We start from the raw sequence: 20,578 nt of genomic DNA, 5'->3' as shown, positions 1-20,578 counted from the left end.
TTACTTGATTACAGGCGATAACGGTATCTTAACCTGTTTTAAAGCTGAGTATAAGTACTTGCAATAGCGAGTAGTTAATTTAAGATCATTACTATTACCAAGCATAAGCTAAGGATTTCTGTGACTGACTCAATCACCTATTCAGATATTTGTATTTTAAGACTCTCCGCAATTGGTGATGTTTGTCATGCTGTATCGGCGGTGCAAGCGATTCAAAAAGCGCACCCAAATGCAAAAATCACCTGGGTGATTGGTAAAGTTGAAGCCATGTTGCTGGCAGATTTACCCGGTGTTGAGCTGGTGGTGTTTGATAAAAAGCAAGGGAAGGCGGCTTATCAACAGCTAAAACTGCAGTTTAAAGGCCGTAAGTTTGATGTGTTACTGCATATGCAAGTAGCATTAAGGGCTAATTTAGTCGCGCGTTGTATCCCTGCGAAAGTTAAAATTGGCTTTGATTGGGTTCGCTCTAAAGAATTACATAGTTTATTTATTAATAAACGTATAGCAGCGCAGCAGCAGGCTCATGTGTTAGAAGGCTTTAAAGGTTTTGCACAAGCGATAGGTGTTGCAGATTATCAGCCTAATTGGGCTATGCCCGTCACTGAGCAGGACCAAATAACAGCGGATGAATTACTTGGCGCAGAGCGATTAGCCGGGCGCATTTTTGTGATTTCACCTGCCGCGAGTAAAAAAGAGCGTAACTGGCTTGCTGAGCGTTACGCTAAGCTTGCCGAGCATGCGCACAGCCAAGGTTTTCATGTGGTGATCACTGGCGGTCCAACTGAGCTTGAAGTGACACTCAGTAATGAGATTATCGCTGCCACTAGCACACCTATTGTTAACCTTGTGGGTAAAACAAAGCTTAAGCAACTGTTATGTGTATTAAAGCGAGCGGCATTAGTTCTAGCTCCTGATACTGGTCCTGCGCATATGGCGGTAACCGTGGGCACACCGGTAATTGGTTTATATGCTCATTCAAACCCAAAGCGAACAGGGCCTTATTTATATCAAAACTATGTTGTTGAGGTTTACCATCAAAACTTACTCAAGCAAACAGGTAAAACGGCTGAACAACTACCTTGGGGCACGCGAATTAAAGGCAGTGACTTAATGAGTCAAATAACAGTTGATGAAGTAACCTTGATGTTTGACCTTGTGGTAAAAAAAGAGCAGTTATGAGTCGTTTTAATAAAGCCTTATTTTTAGATCGTGATGGTGTGGTTAATATTGATCATGGTTATGTTTATGAGCCTGATAAGTTTGAATTTGTGCCTGGCGTGTTTGCCGCATGTAAAGCGTTTGTCGATGCGGGTTATAAACTGATCATCGTGACTAACCAATCAGGGATTGGCCGCGGTTATTATTCTGAGGCTGATTTTCATATATTGACACACTGGATGATAAGTCAATTTGCTGAGCATCAAGTCACTGTCGCGGATGTTTATTTTTGCCCCCACCACCCAAAAAAAGCCTTACCAGCTTATCTAAAACTGTGTGATTGTCGCAAGCCAGCAGCAGGCATGCTATTACAAGGTATTGCTGAACATCATATTGATGTCACTCAAAGTATTATGGTGGGTGATAAACTCAGCGATATGCAAGCGGCAAGTAAAGCTGCTATAGGCACCCGGGTGCTGGTACGGTCAGGGCAAAAGTTTGATGCCCTAGCTATCGACTCGGCGGATTATGTTTGTGATTCGTTAGCTGATTTACCCGCATTACTGCTATAACCGAATGTAAACTGGCAGCATAAGTTGTCAGTTCCTTATTTATGCGATGAACTACAAACAGTGCATTTGTTTGACTAAACTTTTACAATAGCCGCATAGATGAGCCGTGTTAATTCATGTTCGCTCGCCCCGTTCAATAAATTGGAGATTTCAGATGAGAGCATCTGCGTTTTTTAGCCAGCTTCAGCAGCAAATTGATGAAGTAAAAGCCGAAGGTTTGTATAAAAATGAGCGAGTGATCACATCACAGCAGCAAGCTCAAATTCAAGTGGCTTCTGGCGACCAAGTTATTAATTTTTGTGCTAATAATTACTTAGGTTTGGCAAATAGCTCCGAGCTTATTCAAGCCGCACAGCAAGGCTTAGACGCGCATGGCTTTGGTGTTGCATCGGTGCGTTTTATTTGTGGAACGCAAGACATTCACAAAACGTTAGAGCAAAAAATCAGTGCATTTTTAGAAACTGAAGACACTATCTTATATTCATCGTGTTTTGATGCGAATACGGGGTTATTTGAAACAATTTTAGGCGCAGACGATGCGATTATTTCCGACTCGTTAAATCATGCATCGATCATTGATGGTGTGCGCTTATGTAAAGCTAAACGTTTCCGTTATGCAAATAACGATATGGCTGACCTAGAAAAGCAATTGATTGCCGCTGATGAAGCGGGTGCAAAAACAAAACTTATTGCAACCGATGGCGTGTTCTCTATGGATGGCGTGATCTGTAATTTAGAAGCAGTTTGTGATCTTGCTGATAAATATGATGCGCTTGTTATGGTTGACGATTCTCACGCAGTAGGTTTTGTTGGTGAAAATGGTAAAGGCACACCTGAGTACTGTAATGTGTTAGACCGTGTCGATATTATTACTGGCACCTTAGGTAAAGCGCTTGGTGGTGCATCGGGCGGCTATACATCAGGTAAAAAAGAAATTGTTGAATGGTTGCGTCAACGTTCTCGTCCTTATTTATTCTCTAACTCATTGGCTCCTTCAATTGTTACTGCATCAATCAAAGTGCTTGAAATGCTAGAAAACGGTGGTGAGTTACGTGCTAAGTTATGGTCAAACGCAAAATACTTCCGCGAGCAAATGGAAGCGGCTGGCTTTACCTGTGCTGGTAAAGATCACGCGATAATTCCAGTAATGTTAGGAGATGCTAAAATCGCATCAGCGATGGCAGATAAATTGTTAGCAGAAGGTATCTACGTGACTGGTTTTTCTTTCCCTGTTGTACCAAAAGGCCAAGCACGTATTCGTACACAAATTTCAGCTGCGCATAGTATTGAACAATTAGATATCGCAATTGACGCCTTTACCCGTATTGGTAAAGAAATGGGTGTTATTTAATTAATTTATTTTAAGCCGTTGCCTTTGCAGCGGTTTTTTTATTGAGTGTGATTCATGAAAGCATTATCTAAATTAAAAGCAGAGCCAGGTATTTGGATGACTGATGCGCCAAAACCTGAAGTTGGCCATAACGACTTATTAATTAAAATTCGCAAAACTGCGATTTGTGGTACTGACGTACATATTTACAAGTGGGATGAATGGGCGCAAAACACCATTCCTACCCCTATGGTGGTAGGCCATGAATATGTAGGTGAAGTAGTTGATATGGGCCAAGAAGTACGTGGCTTTAGTGTAGGTGACCGGGTCTCAGGCGAAGGTCATATCACTTGTGGCCACTGTCGTAACTGTCGTGCAGGACGAGTTCATCTATGCCGAAATACAACGGGTGTAGGTGTAAATCGTGAAGGTGCATTTGCAGAATATTTAGTGATCCCAGCATTTAATGCATTTAAAATTCCAGACAATATTAGCGATGAGCTAGCCTCTATTTTTGACCCGTTTGGTAATGCTGTACACACGGCATTGTCGTTTGATTTAGTGGGTGAAGATGTATTGATCACAGGTGCAGGGCCAATTGGTATTATGGCAGCGGCAGTGGCTAAGCATGTGGGGGCTCGTCACGTTGTTATTACTGACGTTAATGAATATCGCCTAGATTTAGCCCGTAAAATGGGGGCGACTCGTGCCGTCAATGTTGCAAATGAAAAGCTTGAAGATGTAATGAAAGAGCTTGGTATGACAGAGGGCTTTGATATTGGACTTGAAATGTCAGGTGTGCCGGTTGCATTTAATGGTATGTTAAATAACATGAACCATGGCGGTAAAATTGCCATGCTAGGTATTCCGCCATCAGACATGGCAGTTGATTGGAACCAAGTTATTTTTAAAGGCTTAGTGATCAAAGGGATTTACGGCCGCGAAATGTTTGAAACTTGGTACAAAATGGCCAGCCTTATTCAATCAGGGCTTGATCTAAACCCAATCATTACGCATCAATATTCAATAGATGACTTCCAGGCTGGCTTTGATATGATGATTTCAGGTCAATCGGGTAAAGTTATTCTAAATTGGGATTAATTCAATTTAGGCGTTAAGAAGGGCGGCTTAGGTCGCCTTTTATATTTAGAGAGTATTATGGCATTTAAACATATTTCAATTGCACAAACACAAGCTATGTTAGGCCGCGAAGATGTCGTTATTGCAGATATCCGCGATCCTAATTCGTATCAAGCAGGACATATTCCAGGCTCTGAACATTTATCAAATGCTAATATTGGCGAATTTATGATGAACAAAGAGTTTGACCAGCCAATTATTATTGTGTGTTATCACGGTATGAGTTCACAAGGTGCTGCTAATTACTTATCTGAACAGGGCTTTGAAGATGTATATAGTATGGATGGCGGCTTTACCCAGTGGGAAGTTCAGCTACCAGAGCAGGTAGAACAATGATAGAGCTTGGCAGTATAAATAACCCACGTGCTGCGCAAGGTTTCATTGATTATATAAAAAGCCAAGGGATACATGGCGAGTTACGCTCAGAGGATGGCACCACGGTTATTATTTGTGTTGCCCCAGAGCACTTTCACCAAGCACAACCATTTTGGTTAGCATTCGTTGAAAATCCAAACCATGTACGTTACCAAGAAGCATCATGGCAAGTAGGCAGTACTGAGTCGCCGCTCACATACCAAGGCCAAGGATTAAATTTAAAAACACGCTTTAAAGCACTCAGCTGGTTAAATCAAACCGTCACCCTTCTTTGTGTAGGCATTTATTTGGCGTTTTTAATGGGTGGCTTCGAGTCAATTTATAGTGCATTACAGTTTAAACCCGACCAGCCGTTAACTTGGCTGACACCGGCAATTGTGCATTTTACTGCGGTGCACTTAGTGTTTAATATTATGTGGTGGATCACTTTAGGTGATGGCATTGAAAAGCTCAGTGGTAAAAGTACTTTAATGGGGCTTTTTTTAGTGACCGCACTATTTAGTAATTGGGCCGAGTTTATTATGGTAGGTCCAAACTTTGGTGGCTTGAGTGGTGTAGTTTATGGCTTGCTTGGTTTTTGTTGGATCCATCGAGTTCTAAATCCGCAACAGCCAGCTTTAGTAACCAATGGTATTATCGGCTTTATGTTGATTTGGTTGGTACTTGGCTTTGGCGATATGTTGTTTGTAAGTATGGCTAATTGGGCACACTTAGGTGGGCTATTAAGCGGTATGGCTTATGCGTTTACCGCTCAGTTATTCACTAAAAATACAGTTAAACCTCAATGATAGAGGTATTTAGTAAATAATACTTCGCGGATGATCTCTTGCCCTGTTTCTTGTTTGAGCAGGGTTTTGAGTTTATCCGCACAACGTTTTCTGATCTCTTCTCGGCCAGTCAGTGATTTAATTTTTTCTTCAGGCTCTTTAGATAGAATTTCCACTAACGCATCACGTAGTAATGGCGTGTGGTGCTCAACAATAGCAATAGTTGACATATCGCTGAGCATTAAATCAACTGTAATACGTACATACCCCAGTTTTTTATTACCTTGGCCGATGTAATTAGTAATAATATCGGGCTCAAAGCCAAAGTAGCCGACGGTAGATTCTGCACGGCTCATAAAACTGCTAAATAAGCTAACAAGCAAAGTGCTAATTAAAATACCAACGTAAAGGGTTTTTTTCATATTCAGTAATAGGCCATGCGATTAATACTTATTAGTCTATACGTAATAATAGCTAAGATACAGGTTGATGAAGCTATTATATTCATTAATCATCACTTTTTCCTAAGCGCAGGCAGTGGTATCATTTATAAGGTTGTTATTAAATAGAGTTAGCGTGATCACTTTTCCTGTTTCTGTAGCTGCAAATTGGCAGTTAGGCACATCAATCAATTCTTTGTCAGGCATTGAGCAAGACTGGTTACTTGAACCCAATTCATTGACTGCCAAATTAAAACAACATTGTACTGAATTTACGGTTCAGGTATTAAATGAACAAACCTTTTCACTCACCCACAAACAACAACAATTATTAGCGTGTTCTCAGTCGTTAGCTATTAACCGTGAAGTTTTATTACTTTGTGATGCTAAACCTATGGTTTATGCGCAAAGTTGGCTGCCTGTTAGTGATGCTATGCAACGACAGCAGTTATTGGCACTGGGAGATAGGCCATTGGGCGATGTGATTTTTCAGCATCCAGACCTAAAACGCACTGAAATAGAAGTCGCGCAGTTTGATTGCCTGCATCCTGTGCAGCAACTTGTAAGTCAATATTCAGAAGTGACAAAGCCGCTATGGGGGCGTCGTAGTGTTTTTTCGTTAGCTCAAAGCCGTTTTTTAGTTGCAGAGATTTTTTTGCCGGAGGCTTATTTATATTTATGAAACTAGTTGCATTACACACCGCTCATCTACCTTATTATAAGCAACTAATGCGCATTGATAAGCCCATTGGCACCTTACTGTTATTGTGGCCTACTTATTGGGCTCTTTGGTTGGCAAGTGCTGGTATGCCAAGCTTACTTTACCTAATCGTATTTAGTTTAGGTGTATTTGTAATGCGCAGTGCTGGGTGTGTCATCAATGATTTTGCTGATCGTAACATTGATGGTGCTGTAAAGCGCACAGCTCAAAGGCCTCTCGTAGCAGGTATGGTGAGTAGTGGTGAAGCCCTGAGCTTATTTTTCTTACTGATCCTCATCGCATTTATACTGGTGCTATTTTTAGGTTGGCAAACTATTTTGCTTTCATTTGGGGCATTACTATTGGCATTTAGCTACCCATTTATGAAACGTTACACTCAGTTACCGCAGGTTGTATTGGGGGCTGCATTTGGCTGGGCTATTCCGATGGCCTTTATGGCTGTGACTGGCAGTGTGCCTCTACTGGCTTGGCTACTGTTTACGGCTAATATCGCCTGGACAGTTGCTTACGATACTATGTACGCAATGGTTGATAGAGATGATGATTTAAAGGTTGGTGTAAAGTCGACAGCAATATTGTTTGGTAGCGCAGATAGAATCATTATTTTTGCGCTAAATGGTATCTTTGTTGGTTTATTGGCTTTGATTGGATATATGAGCCAATTAACCATGCCTTATTGGCTCAGTTTATGTGTCGCGAGTGGTTTTTTAATTTATCAACAATGGCTAATACATAGCCGTGATAGAGAGCAATGCTTTAAAGCCTTCTTAAACAATCATTATGTTGGTATGGTAATATTTGTTGGTTTAATGACATCTTTACCATTCAGTTTATAGAGTTAGCGTGGTGGATCAATAATACCACTGATAGAGGTGTTTTTACGAAACCAGCCTGCAATAGAATAACGAACATCTACGGTAGGTAATACTTCATGCATAAAACGTTCGCTTTCAAACATCACCAAAGTACCGGCTTTTGGTTGGATCGTTACCTCTATTTCTTTACTTTTAGGTTTATAAATGACTAACTCACCACCTGATTGCACTGTATTTAAGTAAAATACCGTGGTAAATACACGGTTAGAACGACCTTTAAATGCGTCATAATGTTTTTTATAGAAATCACCAAGCTGATATTTAGCGTAATGACATTCATAATCAAATAAACCTAAAAAGAAATAACGGTTTAAATTAATTCTAATATCTTCTAACGCGGCTTGATAATCAAGCTGAGCTTGGCTGCTGCCGTCAAACCAAAATGTTTTATCAGAACGTATGCTTTTGTCTATCTGCAAATCTTGTTGGCGTCCAATTCCCGCTAATTTAAAACTAGGGTTAATGCGATAACAGTCATGCATCAACGCGTTTGTCAGTGCAGCGTCAAACATATTTTCAACTACAGCATAGCCATTAGTTTCGATGTCAGTTAAATAACGTTCAGGGATAAAATTAAGGCTCATTAATTGTACTATATAGCAGTGAAGGTGCGTAGTTTAGCTTAAAAATAATAGAAGATACTACTGCAGATTTAAAACCAAGCCAAACTAATGCTTTTGACTTGGTTTTAAATTGATACATTTAAGAGTTTATTGATAGCGCTGTCTTTTCTATTAGTGACAGTAATTGATTTATTGGATCACCAACGGCAACTTGTTGACTAGTTTGTACGATCAACTGCTCGTGGGCTAAATTTTTATTGGTCTTTAGCTGTACTAAGTTACTATTTTCAGAGACCGAGCTGGCATGCTCAATGCTGCCTACTTTAATGCTACTCGTTTTGTTCAAGCTATCAACAGCTTCATTTAGCATTGTTTGGACTTGTTTTGATTGTGAAAAGCAACTATACATAGGGTAGTCAGCTAAATCTTGTTTGCAGAGATCAGTCTTATTGGCAAGAGGGTGGGTTTTTGCAACGAACAAAATCAATTGATCAGGTAAGTGTATATCATTACCTATGCTATTTACCGCTTGTGAACACACGCTAATATCAATTTCACCTAATTGTAGTTTACGTACAAGTTCACTTTGCTCTTGTAATTGCATTTCGATTTTAACATGTGGATATTGTGCTAAAAATTGCCCGCATGAAATAGGTACGATAGCACTGGCGTTGTTGGTATAACCAATAACTAGCTTTTCATTTGAGCAGCCATTAAGCGATTGGAATAAACGTTTTTTAGTGTCTTCAAGCTTGGTGAGTGTGTCTTGTGCATACTCTAAAAAAAGCTCGCCCTCTGGCGTTAATTTCACAGAACGAGTTGAGCGTTTGACCAGTTCATAGCCAACTTCATCTTCTAAGGTTTGAATACTGCGTGTTAATGCTGAGGTGCTGATTTTGGTTGTTTCGGCCGCTTGGCGGAAATGGCGTAGCTGACCTAATGCTACAAATTGCTCTAATTGTTCAAATCTCACTTTTATAGTCCTTTGTATAAGTAAGCCGCACTAGTGGCGAACATAATTGATTTTATCTTAATAGATAGTAATTCATTGTACCTAATTTGAAAAGTGCATTTTACACAAATGTTACAACTATCAGTTAGGATAACGCTCTTTTATCTCCAAAAAAAGTACTAAATTATTGATAAATAAATCGACAAGTTTAGGTTCAAACTGTTTACCACTTTCGCTTTTTATTAAATCAAGCACATCTTCAAGAGGCCATGCTTTTTTATAACAACGATCGCTCCCCAATGCATCAAATACATCTGCAAGTGCGGTAATGCGGCCAACAATATGAATGTCTTCACCTGCCAGTTGGTTAGGATAGCCAGTACCATCCCATTTTTCATGGTGTAGGTAAGCTATCATTGAACCACACTTTAAAATTTCGTTATTTGAATTTTTTAGAATGTCGTAGCCTATTTCGGCATGAGTTTGCATAATAGCCCATTCTTGAGCATCAAGTTTGCCGGGTTTATTAAGAATATGATCAGGAATACTGATTTTACCAATGTCATGCAAAGGAGAGGCGAGTTTTATAACTTCACATTCAAAGCCATTTAATCCGTATAGCTTAGCTAATAATTCACTATAATGCGCGACTCTTTTAACATGCGACCCGGTTTCTTTTGAGCGTTTCTCAACGGCTTCGCCGAGGATATAGGACAACTCTTTTTGCGACTCCTTCATCATTTCGCGCAGTTTAAGGTTATCGTAAGCGAGTGCAATGTTATTGGCAAAAAATTCGAGAAGTTGGTAGTCCGTAGCTTCTAATAATGAACCTTTACGTACGTAGAGCATGGTTTCAAGACCAGCTTGGGTGGGAAAATAACCAATATAGTCACGCGTGGTTTTTTGAGATGATTTTCGGTTATGGGCTTCAACAAACAGCTGTTTTACATCATCAGGTAGTGTGTTGGTATTAGCCTCAGGCTCTACACCGGATGCGGCCAGTAGCTTAAAATCGGTAGCTGGAGAGGTTTGTTGATTAACCGCCGCCGCGCAATAAATTTCAGTATCATCTAAGCCCATCACATTGGTTACATGAGATAAAATAGTTGATGCAAATTCATGCACGCTATCACACTTTAAAAATGAGCTAGAGGCATTGATGATTTTTTCTAGGCCTTTTTTGTGTCGCTCTATAATTTGAATGTCGCGGTGTGCACGCAAAGCAGAATACAATAAGGTTTTCATTTTTATTGCAGTCAATTCAGTTTTATTTTTGTAATCGTTAATATCATATTCACGGATCACAGATTCTTCAGGGGCTTCACCTGGTTGGCCGGTGCGTAAGATAAGTCGAATATCGTGGTTGTTTAGATCATCGCGGATAAATTTTATTAGATCTAATCCAGCATGACTGGTTTCCATGACAACATCGATTAAGCCAACTGAAAAGTCCAGATTTTGGCGTAATAATTCTTTTGCGGCTTGAGCTGAATAAGCATGATGAAAACGTAACGCTTTATCTTCAAAGGTAAAACCTGATAACACAAGCTTGGTAACTTGATGAATATCATCTTCATCATCAACGACGAGAATATCCCAGAAAGCTTGTGGTGCAAGAGCTTCTGACTCTTCAGGGGAATTTTCTGAAAATAAAAAGTCGTTCACGTTTACACCTTTAGTTTTATCATTGTACTAAAGAGTATAGTGTCTGTTTTTTAGTCTGCCTTACTGCTCAGTGGTTTTTTTTCAATGTTTTTAAGTTCAATTTCAATTGCATCACATGAAATATGAATCTCATACAAAGATGTTAATAATGACAATGCAAGGCACGCTAAACTCACACCAAATAAAATCACTCCCGTAGTTTTAAACTCGATAAAGAGTGCAAACATGGACAGTGTACACATCAAAAAAGAAGCAACGCCATACACTTGCATGGTTCTTATTAGTTTAATGCGCTTTCTTAAATTAGTGATTTGTGCAACGACGAGTGGTCGTATAGTATCGCCTTCACGGGCATTGAGTTCACGAATTAATTGTGCGAGTACTAAAAAGCGGTTGGTATACGCTAATAACAACAAAGAGATTGCAGGGAAAAGCAGTCCAGGCGTTGTGAGGGTCATGATTATTTCCTATATAACAATTACTTTGCTTAGAGTAGCTTAGGGTAATTAGTTCGCAAAGTAAAAGAGGTTGTCATTGCAAAATAAAATAAATAACGATACACAGCAAGCGCCATTTGAATGGTTAACAATCTATTGTGCTGCGAATGCGATAGAAGCAAATATTGTGAAAGGACTATTTCTTAACAATAATATTGACTGCCAATTACTTGGTGAGTCATTACAAGGAGCAGTAGGTGAAATACCTTTAGAGCAAACTCAGGTTAGGGTGCAGGTTTTTGCGATTAAAGAGCGCCAGGCGCGACAAATATTGGTAAACTACACTCAAGTACAACAATCAGCTCCTGATTGGGTATGCCCCAATTGTAATGAGCATAATGGGCCAACATTTGATTTTTGTTGGTCTTGTAGGACACCTAATAATGACTAAAGCGAATAATTTTCAGCGCATTCGAGAGCTTAACTATTTGCAACAAGCGGTACTTGCGGCAGCATTAATTGAACGCATGTTACCTAATTATGGTTTATTCAGTGAAGCGACAGGGTTTGGTGATGAAGCTGTTTTGCGCAGTGCACTTAACCTCTGCTGGGAAAAAATATTACTGCCGAAAAGTAAAATAAGCCTTGAAAAGCAAATTGAAAAAATTGAGCCGAATGTCCCTGAACTTGCTGATTTTGATATGTTCGGAACGTACCCTGCTATCGATGCTGCGACTGCTCTGTTAGGTTTAATGCATGGTCTAATTGCTAAAGATGAGCAAGAGTTTATCAGTATTAGTAAAATATCGCAGGCAACCGTTGCACGTTTCATTGAGTATCAATTAACAGTGACAGGGGAGCTGGCTGATAATACTGCGGTACGTGAGCATCCATTAATGCAATATGAAATTGAAGTGTTAGGTGAGCTCATTGATTTTGTTGAGCAGATGGGCAGAGTAACGGCTGAAAATGTTAAAGCACTAAAGCAGCATGCTATCGCTGATGGGCAAACAAATATTGGTATTTCGCTTTAATTATTTGATTATTTTATAAAGTGCCATAGTAGGCATGGGAGAAAACTGCAGTGCGAATTTTAGGCATTGAATCGTCGTGTGATGAAACTGGAATTGCAATTTATGATGATGAGCAAGGTTTACTGGCGCATCAATTATACAGTCAAGTAAAAGTACATGCGGACTATGGAGGTGTGGTACCTGAGCTCGCATCACGAGATCATGTACGTAAGACCTTGCCATTGATTGATGCTGCCTTTGCACAGGCAGGTTGTGGCCCAGAAGATATTGATGGGATAGCTTATACCGCAGGCCCAGGATTAGTTGGGGCGTTATTGGTGGGGACATCAATTGGTCGTTCTCTCGCCTATGGTTGGAATATCCCCGCTGTTGCGGTGCATCATATGGAGGGGCATTTACTGGCACCAATGCTTGAAGAAAATACCCCAGAGTTCCCATTTATAGCCTTATTAGTATCAGGTGGCCATACGATGATGGTTAAAGTTGCTGGTATTGGTCAATACGAAGTATTAGGCGAGTCTGTTGATGACGCCGCAGGTGAAGCGTTTGATAAAACAGCTAAACTACTTGGTTTGGATTACCCAGGAGGTCCTCGTCTGGCTAAACTTGCAGAGCAAGGAGTGCCTAAGCGCTTTATTTTCCCTCGGCCAATGACGGATAAACCGGGGCTTGATTTTAGTTTTAGTGGTTTAAAAACGGCAGCGGCAATTACAATTCGTGATAATGAAAACGATGAGCAAACTAAAGCTGATATCGCTCATGCATTTCAAACTGCCGTGATTGATACTTTAGTAATTAAATGTAAACGAGCTTTAAAACAAACGGGTATTAACCGTTTAGTGATTGCTGGTGGGGTGAGTGCAAATGTGCAGTTGCGTGCTCAGCTAGAACGTGTAATGCAAGGGATGAAAGGCCAAGTTTATTATCCACGTACAGAGTTTTGTACTGATAATGGTGCGATGATTGCCTATGCTGGTATGCAGCGTTTAAAAGCAGGGCAGTTTGCCAGCCTAGATATGAAAACTAAGCCTCGTTGGCCAATAGATAGTTTAGACGCAATTTAATTTTATTCATCTTCAGTTGGCGGCGTTTTTTTGTCGCCAATTTTAGGTTCTTTACCACTAAATAAACGTTTGATATTGGCATTGTGACGAAAGATTATCAAAATAGTTAAAAAAGTAACTGGCAATGTATAAAGTGGTTTGATCCACCATGTATACAGTGGTGCTAATGAAACAGCGATCAATGCGCCAAGTGATGAATAGCGCGTTACCGCAACCACCACAACCCAAGTCGAAATCAATAACCCACCAAGTGATAAACCAATGGGTAGTAATGTCCCAAAAGCCGTAGCAACGGCTTTACCGCCTTTAAAGTGAAAAAATACTGGGAACATATGGCCTAAACATGCGGCGACACCAATTAGCCCTAGCATCAGCGGATCAAGCTGCAAGAAGTATGCGCCCCACACTGGTATTGTTCCTTTAAGAATATCAAACACCAATACTAAGCAAGCTGGGAAAGCGCCTCCTAGGCGATAAACGTTGGTCGCTCCAGGATTATTTGAGCCGTGGTTGCGTGGATCGGGTAGTCTAAATAGCCGCGACACTAGAATAGCCGATGAAATCGACCCTAGTAAGTAGGCTAAAACTAACATTAAAACGGCTATCACGCGCTTCCTTATTTTTATATCGCACTTTTTCGGCTATCATTGGCCGCAAAAATTGCATTCATACTTTTTATGACTGAAATGCAAGTACGTGATGTACCCACACACTAATTTTACATGGTGTACCTATACGCTATTGTATGGGTAATTTTTACATAATAAAACACACTTACAGTGTATAAGGGCTATAAATACAAATTATAGCTTAACTAAACTCAAATTAATGAGATTAAGCTTTTGCCAGTTGGAGCAGTTATGGATAAGGTTTTTATATCACAACTACATGTTGACACTATCATAGGCGTATACGATTTTGAAAAAGAAACTAAGCAAAGTTTGTATTTTGATATCGAAATGCTGTGCGATATTAAACCTGCTGCAGCAACTGATGATATTGCTTTAGCGCTTGATTATGCAAAAGTAAGCGAGCGAGTAATTGCTCACACGACAGCAAAACCGGTAGAGTTATTAGAAACTTTAGCTGAACAACTCGCAGCGATTATTTTAACCGAGTTTACCACCACCCAAGTGACCATACGCATTAGTAAGCCCGCAGCTGTGGCGCAAGCAAACACGGTTGGTGTTGAAATTACAAGAAGTAAGGCCTGTTAAGATGGCGCAAATTTATATTAGCCTTGGCTCCAATGTTAATAAAGAGCACTATCTTCGCCAAGCGCTAATTGCCCTAAAAGTTCACTTAACTGAGTTTGAGCACTCTAGTGTATTTGAAAGTGAAGCTGTTGGTTTTGCTGGCAATAACTTTTATAATTCGGTAGTGGGTGCGCAAACACAAATACCGCTGTCTGAGCTTTGCCAATTATTGAAGCTGATTGAACGAGATAATGGCCGCACTGATAACGATAAAAAGTTTAGCCCACGGACCCTTGATCTCGATTTATTATTTTATGACGATGTGATCTGTGACACACCTGCGCAGTTGCCCCGCGATGAAATAACCAAAAATGCTTTTGTACTACAACCATTAGCTGAAATAGCCCCGGATTTTTACCACCCTACAGCTAAGCAAACAATCGCCCAGCTGTGGGATGCTTACAACAACCCCAAGCAAAAACTATGGAAGGTGGAGTTTACTAACCCATGAGTATTATCGAAATTATCGTTTTAGCCCTGATCCAAGGATTGACTGAGTTTTTACCCATATCTAGCTCAGCGCATCTTATTCTCCCTTCACAAATTCTCGGTTGGCAAGACCAAGGTCTTGCCTTTGATGTTGCTGTGCATGTTGGTACTTTGATTGCCGTAGTCATTTACTTTCGCAAAGAGGTCGTTGAAATATTAGGAGCCTGGTTTAAGTCATTTGGTGCACAAGGCGCTACAGATGATAGTAAGTTAGGCTGGTGGATTATTTTAGGTACTGTTCCAGCTGCGGTATTAGGATTGGTTTTTAAAGATTTAATTGAGCTTTATTTACGCAGTGCATGGGTCATCGCTGTAACAACAATTCTTTTTGGTCTTTTGCTTTGGTATGCAGACGTTAAAGGGAAACAAACTAAAACCATTTATCAATTAAACTGGAAATCAGCATTAATGATTGGCATGGCACAAGCGATGGCTATGATCCCTGGTACATCTCGTTCAGGGATCACCATGACGGCAGGTTTAATGCTTGGCATGAACAAGCAAAGCGCCGCACGCTTTTCATTTTTACTGGCCATTCCTGTAATTTCTATGATGGGTCTTTATTACACCATTGAACTAGCATTAGGTGATCATATCGTTGATTGGACCACGTTAATTCTAGGTGCTGGTTTATCTTTTATCTCTGCTTATGCATGTATCTTCTTCTTCTTAAAAATAATTGAGCGGATGGGAATGATGCCATTTGTCATTTACCGTTTACTCTTGGGAGCAGGATTAATTATTTTCTTAAGCCTTTAAAAATAATTTAATTAAATTTGCAATATTATGAGAAAAAAACACTTAGATTTCGTAGGTGTTTTTTTTTTGCCTTTTTGACTACACTTGGTAACGTTTGTAAATAAATTGATTAAGGAATAGAGATGGAATTTAAAAAATCATTATTGGCATTGAGTATTGTTGCAGTGTTATCTGGGTGTGGGGGGTCGTCAGATGATAAACCCGTTGATGGCAAAGACCCTATAGTAACGGATCCTGTTACACCCGTTGTAAGTGAAGCGTTAGTACAGGGGGTTGCTTCAAAAGGGACGCTAAAAAATGCCCAACTGACATTTTTTAAATATGTAGAAGGTGAGGCGGTTGAGCTTACGGCTAATGAACTTGGTGAATCATCCCTTGTAACGGATGAAAATGGTCAATATCAAGTTACATTAAATGATGTGAAAGGGATCGTTAAAGTTCAAGTGTCAGCAAGTAGTGATGCTGAATCTCCTACATTAATGGTTTGTGATGCCCCTAAAGGTTGTGGAGTTGACGATACTGATACAGTGGTAAAATTTGGTGATGACGTAAATTTAACCCTGCAAGATCCTGAGTTTTCTCTAACGAGTATTTTATCTATTAGCAGTGAAAACACTAACACACAAGATACCGCTAATATAACTCCGTTAACACATATGGCGACAGCACTAGCGGAAAGTCGCGGGAGTGTATCGGAGCAAGCGATTGCAGATGCACAGTCAGAAATAGCCAATACATTTGGTTTAGTAGGGGCGTTGAACTTATTGACTCCCGGCGCGCTAGAAGCACCGTCATCTTTATTTGATAGTAATAATAGTAATGCGATGCGCTATGCGCTTATCAACGCTGGTATTGCCAATAGCTTGTACTTAGAAGAACCAGAGCTCGCGCTTAGTACCAAGTTATCGTCAGCAGTTGCGGACATGGTAGCAGCGAATGGTGCCTTTTTAGCATCGAGTAAAAGCGATGATGACGATGATTTTGAATTTTCACTGGAAGACGTTTTAACAGGCTCAGAGCAAGCGTTGGCGCAGCTCATTGAAGTGATTGCTAATGATCCTGCACTGATTGAGCACTTAGATGACTTAGAGCAGGCGGCGACGAATCTTGCGAATGAAATTCAGGTAAAAATCACACAGGCGGGTGATGATGGGCGGATTAAAGGCAAAGTAAGTGATGAAACACAAGGTGATGCGATAGCAAAAGCCAGCGCAATGGTGAATGATATACGCTTGTTTGCAAATTTATTTGATGTTACGAATTCGTCTGGGGCAGATTTTGAATCCCAGGGCGAGCAGTTTGTCAGCCTCGTAGAAGCGGCTGGAGACATGGTTGCAGAGCAAGCGGATAGTTTTGCACTTTTAAGTGATGTTATTGAAGCTGTTACAGAGATTCATCAACAGCTTGAAAACGGTGAAGTAACAGGCACTGTCTTTGATTTAGCGGATTACTTAACTACAGCGGGTACAGGTAGAGTAACCATAGATGAAGAAAACCTGATATTTAGTGTTACTGCACAGTCCGGGGAAGAGAAATTAAGCCTTGATGTTGCTATTAACGCATTAACAGAAAATACACAGTATCAGTTGTTATTGTCGGGTATGGCTGAAAATGCAGCTGTTGAATTTACAATTGCTGAAGGAAGTCACGCAACACTTACTTTAGATAGTGCAGTTACCCGAGCTCAAATTGAAAGTGGTGATGTTAATGCCGAACCTACCAAAGGGGAGCTGAAACTAAATGTGGCACTTGCACAAAAGGTGACCACGACAGTAACAAACCCTGTAAGTTTTACCGGTGCTTTAACGGCAGAATTACTCCCGCTTCAAGTATACAGTGCTGAGTATTCGCATGGCAGCTGGAATCAATCTGCTTGGGACTATACGCTTGAACAAGATATGCTAGTGCTCCCTAAAATGGCCAGCTTAAGCGGTGAGTTTTCATCTCTTGAAGGCGAATTAGTAAAAGCTACTGCAACCGTCAACATTAAAGATCTTGAATCATATATACCGCCAGAACTTAAAGGTTTTGGTGAAATGTATAAAGGTATTGCTGAAATCACTATAAATGAAGCCAATACAGCGTTAAATCTATCAGTGAATGACGATGAAACAGTGACTGCTTATACATTTGTAAAGACTGCGCCAGATGCTGGAAACTGGAAAGTGTTTGCTAATCGAACTACTGATATTGAAGGGTACTTTCAAGGGAGTTTTACAAGAGAAGCGTTTACTTATCAAGGTGTGCAATTTTATTTATACAACTACTATAACGAGGTAAATGATGATTATTATGGTTATGTTGAATTCATTGAACAAGTAGAGTTTGATGAATATTATCAACCATTTGTAGTTAAAAGGCATTATCAGTATTTTAAAGAATATAATGATGGTGTGCTTATTACTGAGGACGGAAGCAGTATAGCTGTACTTGATATCATGTTTAATAATTATGGTGAGTACCATGATTATGATGATGCGCTAAATGGGTTGAATATTGGGATTCGAACGCCAGTTGAGCAAATCTCCACAATTACTGATTATTTTGACGATGCATTCGCGAATGACTTTAGTGTTGTTGTTGGGGATAAAGGTTCGTATCGTTTAATCTTTGACGATAATGATACATCGCTTGTAGCTGGCCTTAATACAGAGCTGAATGGTTACTTAGTTTCACCAAATTTAGAAGATATGCTTACTATTACTGTTAGTGATGAAGCCGCAACTTTACAAGCATCCGTTCAAGATGGAGAAGTGCAGACGATTAATGTTGCAAGATCCTCAGAAACTAATTTCTCAGTAGATAATGTTACAGTCTCTAAGAATGGTGACTTTGTACAAAGTGAAACGCTGACGGTAAAAACTCAAGGCGAAGGTTTAGCACAAACAATAACCGTTGAATTTTTTGATCGATACCTTGATGATAGTTGGGGTCGCTATGAAAAGTTGACCGCAATTGATAGTAATGATGATCAAATCACGGACTCTTTCAATTGTGTTAACTTTGATTTTTATAGTAAAACAGTAGATGGTTTGTATTACGATTATGATGGGAACTTAATTGATATTAATGAGCAAAGCGGTAACTGTGGTAATTTTGCTAACTTTACAGAATTTGCTTATAGCTGGCAGTTTTCTCGTTTTGGTATAAATGGGGAAAACCTTGCTAGTTTTACCGCCGTAGATACATTTAAGAGCCGTTTATATAGTATTAATCCTCCATCAATCCCTGGCGAAGAGCCAACATTTGAACCTGTTTATTATCGTAGTTTTGTGAGTGGTTTAGGTGAAGTAAGAGCTGATTTTACGCAACCTGAACACATGCAATGGTCTGCAGATGGTACATATAAAATTGATATGTATTTAACACAACCTGAGTTAGGGACTAATGTTGAAAATGAGGAAACTTTCTTAGATGTGAATGCCGCGCTAAATGTGCAGGTTAAGGTGGGTGAATATAACCTAGAGTTAAACCTGACCGGTGAGCGTACTGAGCTAGAGCAAGGTAAACTAGCACTCGATGTGAAGTATCTATTGCCTGAAAGTGATAAACAACGCAGCTTTATTGTGAGTTATGACACTAAGCTTGAGACATTATCAGCTACAAATGCTGAAAATGTTAAACTGGTATTAGCAGAACCTGCAGATGAAGACGCAGAACAGCAAGTGCTGGGGACAATTATGGTAGGTGATGAAAAAGCCGCTGAAATTGTTAAGCGCGATTCACTTGTTTTAATAGTGTATGAAAATGGCATTGTTGAGACATTATAAGTTTGCATCAAATTTAAGGCCTGCCTTTGCAGGCCTTTTTTATAAAAAGATTAATAAATGATAAAAAACATCCTTTTAGGCTGTTTGGGTTTAATGGCACTGCATAGTAATGCGCAGCAACAAGTGTCTTTTTATATTGATTCAAATAGTTTTAGTAATATTTCACCGGTACTGGAATTAGTCGATGATGATTGGCAAAGTCCTCCTAAATCTGATGCTGATAAAGGCTTTTCGCAAACAAGGCTTGGCGTAAGTTATCAGCATTTAAGTTTTGAAGAATTTGAATTTCATATAGAACAACGACTTGATTATTTTGTAAGGAGTAATGCGGATACCGCCTTAGGTTACTATCAAGAGCAACAAGAGATCCCACTCTTAGATAAAGAAAATTACCGAGTAAGGCTTGATTACTTTGCCAATAAAAGTAAGGGTTTTGGCGTGACTTATAGCCACACCTTCAAGGATAAGTTCCTTGTCGAAATAAAAGGAAGTTATTGGAATGTTGATTATTTTCGTCATTCAATTGTGACTGGAAATGTGCAAGGACGTCAGGATAATAGTTTGCTGGGGGAACTTAATTATGAGGAATATTACACGCACAATAACTTTTTAAAGCGTCCAAATGAAGGTGATTGGGATACCAATGGTAATGGTTACTCTATGGACGTTTTTACTGAGTTTTCTTTATTTGACAACCTTACTATACGCGCCGATTTTATTGATGTTTATAATCGTTTTAGCCTCGAGAGCTTGGGCTATACTTCCGCCAATATAAATACTAAAGGCAGTTTTGTTGATAACCAAGGATTTAGTAGTTTCAGGCCTTTACTTAAAGGGTTTGAAGGGCAAAGCGAGCATAAATATCAAATACCTGAGCAAATAGCTTTAGCGTTTACTTACGTTCATGAACAAGTAGATTATGCTTTACACTTATTGCGTCAAGGTGATATTAACTTTATGCAAATAGGCGCTCAATTTGCTTACAAAAAAAGTATGTTTGAATTAATGTTCGACCCAATTAATTTGACACCTCAGCTAGGGTATAAAATTGATTATTTTAAACTGGAGATCGCGATGGATAAGTTAAATCCAAATAAAGCGATGCAATTATCGTTAAATATGCAGGTGAATTGGCTTTTTTAGTTGTTGGAAAAAATAAACGCCTCAGTTCAATGAACTGAGGCGTTTTTTATCAGTTAAACACAGTTTTA

At 39.6% G+C, this 20,578-nt stretch carries 22 protein-coding genes; 16 read left to right on the top strand and 6 right to left on the bottom strand.

All coding sequences use genetic code 11. The annotated features are described in order from the left end of the window. Window positions 1-120: 120 nt before the first annotated feature. From PHAL_RS0110485 to glpG, 6 genes are all read left to right on the top strand, one after another. Window positions 121-1,179, top strand: a complete 1,059-nt coding sequence (locus PHAL_RS0110485; RefSeq protein ID WP_016708360.1) for a glycosyltransferase family 9 protein — start codon at window positions 121-123, stop codon at window positions 1,177-1,179. Then, entirely contained in the window at window positions 1,176-1,730 is a 555-nt protein-coding gene (gene gmhB, locus PHAL_RS0110480; RefSeq protein WP_016708359.1) for a D-glycero-beta-D-manno-heptose 1,7-bisphosphate 7-phosphatase, read from the top strand. The genes PHAL_RS0110485 and gmhB overlap by 4 nt, the downstream gene beginning before the upstream one ends. Window positions 1,731-1,884: 154 nt before the next feature. Beyond that, entirely contained in the window at window positions 1,885-3,081 is a 1,197-nt protein-coding gene (locus PHAL_RS0110475; RefSeq protein ID WP_016708358.1) for a glycine C-acetyltransferase, read from the top strand. Between the two features lie 54 nt (window positions 3,082-3,135). Beyond that, window positions 3,136-4,161 carry an L-threonine 3-dehydrogenase gene (gene tdh, locus PHAL_RS0110470; RefSeq protein WP_016708357.1) on the top strand — a complete coding sequence of 342 codons (1,026 nt, stop codon included), beginning with the start codon at window positions 3,136-3,138 and terminating at the stop codon, window positions 4,159-4,161. Window positions 4,162-4,218: 57 nt separating this feature from the next. Next, window positions 4,219-4,536, top strand: coding sequence for a thiosulfate sulfurtransferase GlpE (glpE, locus tag PHAL_RS0110465; RefSeq protein ID WP_016708356.1), 318 nt, complete (start codon window positions 4,219-4,221; stop codon window positions 4,534-4,536). Further along, window positions 4,533-5,363 carry a rhomboid family intramembrane serine protease GlpG gene (glpG, locus tag PHAL_RS0110460; protein ID WP_016708355.1) on the top strand — a complete coding sequence of 277 codons (831 nt, stop codon included), beginning with the start codon at window positions 4,533-4,535 and terminating at the stop codon, window positions 5,361-5,363. Before glpE ends, glpG begins: the two co-directional genes overlap by 4 nt. Here glpG and PHAL_RS0110455 read toward each other — a convergent pair. Further along, window positions 5,357-5,764 (bottom strand): flagellar basal body-associated protein FliL, encoded by a 408-nt coding sequence (locus tag PHAL_RS0110455; protein ID WP_016708354.1) that lies wholly within the window; start codon window positions 5,762-5,764, stop codon window positions 5,357-5,359. The two genes, glpG and PHAL_RS0110455, sit on opposite strands and share 7 nt — an antisense overlap. 154 nt (window positions 5,765-5,918) lie before the next feature. Here PHAL_RS0110455 and PHAL_RS0110445 point away from each other — a divergent pair, with 154 nt between their 5' ends. Together PHAL_RS0110445 and ubiA are read left to right on the top strand one after the other, a co-directional pair. Then, the gene (locus PHAL_RS0110445) at window positions 5,919-6,464 is read left to right on the top strand and encodes a chorismate--pyruvate lyase family protein (protein WP_016708352.1); all 546 of its coding nucleotides are present in this window, start codon (window positions 5,919-5,921) and stop codon (window positions 6,462-6,464) included. Continuing rightward, complete coding sequence (gene ubiA, locus PHAL_RS0110440; protein WP_016708351.1) at window positions 6,461-7,339, top strand: 4-hydroxybenzoate octaprenyltransferase; 879 nt, start codon at window positions 6,461-6,463, stop codon at window positions 7,337-7,339. Before PHAL_RS0110445 ends, ubiA begins: the two co-directional genes overlap by 4 nt. Before the next feature lie 2 nt (window positions 7,340-7,341). On the opposite strand, the gene PHAL_RS0110435 is transcribed toward ubiA, so the two are convergent. The 4 genes from PHAL_RS0110435 to PHAL_RS0110415 all read right to left on the bottom strand — a co-directional run bounded on the left by PHAL_RS0110435 (window position 7,342) and on the right by PHAL_RS0110415 (window position 11,016). Beyond that, the gene (locus tag PHAL_RS0110435) at window positions 7,342-7,962 is read right to left on the bottom strand and encodes a 2OG-Fe(II) oxygenase (RefSeq protein WP_016708350.1); all 621 of its coding nucleotides are present in this window, start codon (window positions 7,960-7,962) and stop codon (window positions 7,342-7,344) included. A 118-nt stretch (window positions 7,963-8,080) separates the two neighbouring features. Continuing rightward, on the bottom strand, window positions 8,081-8,914 hold the full coding sequence (locus tag PHAL_RS0110425) for a LysR family transcriptional regulator (RefSeq protein WP_016708348.1): 834 nt from the start codon (window positions 8,912-8,914) through the stop codon (window positions 8,081-8,083). 120 nt (window positions 8,915-9,034) lie between these two features. Next, on the bottom strand, window positions 9,035-10,558 hold the full coding sequence (locus PHAL_RS0110420) for a DUF3369 domain-containing protein (RefSeq protein WP_016708347.1): 1,524 nt from the start codon (window positions 10,556-10,558) through the stop codon (window positions 9,035-9,037). A 50-nt stretch (window positions 10,559-10,608) separates the two neighbouring features. Beyond that, a complete protein-coding gene (locus tag PHAL_RS0110415; RefSeq protein WP_016708346.1) occupies window positions 10,609-11,016 on the bottom strand; it encodes a DUF2721 domain-containing protein in 408 nt (135 codons plus the stop codon). A 76-nt stretch (window positions 11,017-11,092) separates the two neighbouring features. Between PHAL_RS0110415 and PHAL_RS0110410 the strand changes: the two genes are divergently transcribed. The 3 genes from PHAL_RS0110410 to tsaD are packed head-to-tail and all read left to right on the top strand — an operon-like array spanning window position 11,093 to window position 13,093. Continuing rightward, window positions 11,093-11,446: a putative signal transducing protein gene (locus tag PHAL_RS0110410; RefSeq protein WP_016708345.1), complete on the top strand. Its 354-nt coding sequence runs from the start codon at window positions 11,093-11,095 to the stop codon at window positions 11,444-11,446. Further along, on the top strand, window positions 11,439-12,029 hold the full coding sequence (locus PHAL_RS0110405) for a YjaG family protein (protein WP_016708344.1): 591 nt from the start codon (window positions 11,439-11,441) through the stop codon (window positions 12,027-12,029). Before PHAL_RS0110410 ends, PHAL_RS0110405 begins: the two co-directional genes overlap by 8 nt. A 50-nt stretch (window positions 12,030-12,079) precedes the next feature. After that, window positions 12,080-13,093: a tRNA (adenosine(37)-N6)-threonylcarbamoyltransferase complex transferase subunit TsaD gene (gene tsaD, locus PHAL_RS0110400; protein ID WP_016708343.1), complete on the top strand. Its 1,014-nt coding sequence runs from the start codon at window positions 12,080-12,082 to the stop codon at window positions 13,091-13,093. A gap of 2 nt (window positions 13,094-13,095) precedes the next feature. Here tsaD and plsY read toward each other — a convergent pair whose 3' ends face one another. Next, window positions 13,096-13,701 (bottom strand): glycerol-3-phosphate 1-O-acyltransferase PlsY, encoded by a 606-nt coding sequence (gene plsY / locus PHAL_RS0110395; RefSeq protein WP_016708342.1) that lies wholly within the window; start codon window positions 13,699-13,701, stop codon window positions 13,096-13,098. A gap of 252 nt (window positions 13,702-13,953) precedes the next feature. Between plsY and folB the strand changes: the two genes are divergently transcribed. From folB to PHAL_RS0110370, 5 genes are all read left to right on the top strand, one after another. Then, window positions 13,954-14,310 carry a dihydroneopterin aldolase gene (folB, locus tag PHAL_RS0110390; RefSeq protein ID WP_016708341.1) on the top strand — a complete coding sequence of 119 codons (357 nt, stop codon included), beginning with the start codon at window positions 13,954-13,956 and terminating at the stop codon, window positions 14,308-14,310. Window position 14,311: 1 nt separating this feature from the next. Further along, a complete protein-coding gene (folK, locus tag PHAL_RS0110385; protein ID WP_016708340.1) occupies window positions 14,312-14,800 on the top strand; it encodes a 2-amino-4-hydroxy-6-hydroxymethyldihydropteridine diphosphokinase in 489 nt (162 codons plus the stop codon). Further along, window positions 14,797-15,597: an undecaprenyl-diphosphate phosphatase gene (locus tag PHAL_RS0110380; RefSeq protein ID WP_016708339.1), complete on the top strand. Its 801-nt coding sequence runs from the start codon at window positions 14,797-14,799 to the stop codon at window positions 15,595-15,597. Before folK ends, PHAL_RS0110380 begins: the two co-directional genes overlap by 4 nt. A gap of 122 nt (window positions 15,598-15,719) precedes the next feature. Continuing rightward, a complete protein-coding gene (locus PHAL_RS0110375; protein ID WP_016708338.1) occupies window positions 15,720-19,367 on the top strand; it encodes a hypothetical protein in 3,648 nt (1,215 codons plus the stop codon). A 57-nt stretch (window positions 19,368-19,424) separates the two neighbouring features. After that, window positions 19,425-20,510, top strand: coding sequence for a hypothetical protein (locus PHAL_RS0110370; protein WP_016708337.1), 1,086 nt, complete (start codon window positions 19,425-19,427; stop codon window positions 20,508-20,510). Window positions 20,511-20,578 lie beyond the last annotated feature (68 nt).

This window comes from Pseudoalteromonas haloplanktis ATCC 14393, assembly GCF_000238355.1.
GTDB classification, from domain to species: Bacteria; Pseudomonadota; Gammaproteobacteria; order Enterobacterales; family Alteromonadaceae; genus Pseudoalteromonas; species Pseudoalteromonas haloplanktis.
This window is presented reverse-complemented; position numbering and strand designations above follow the sequence as displayed.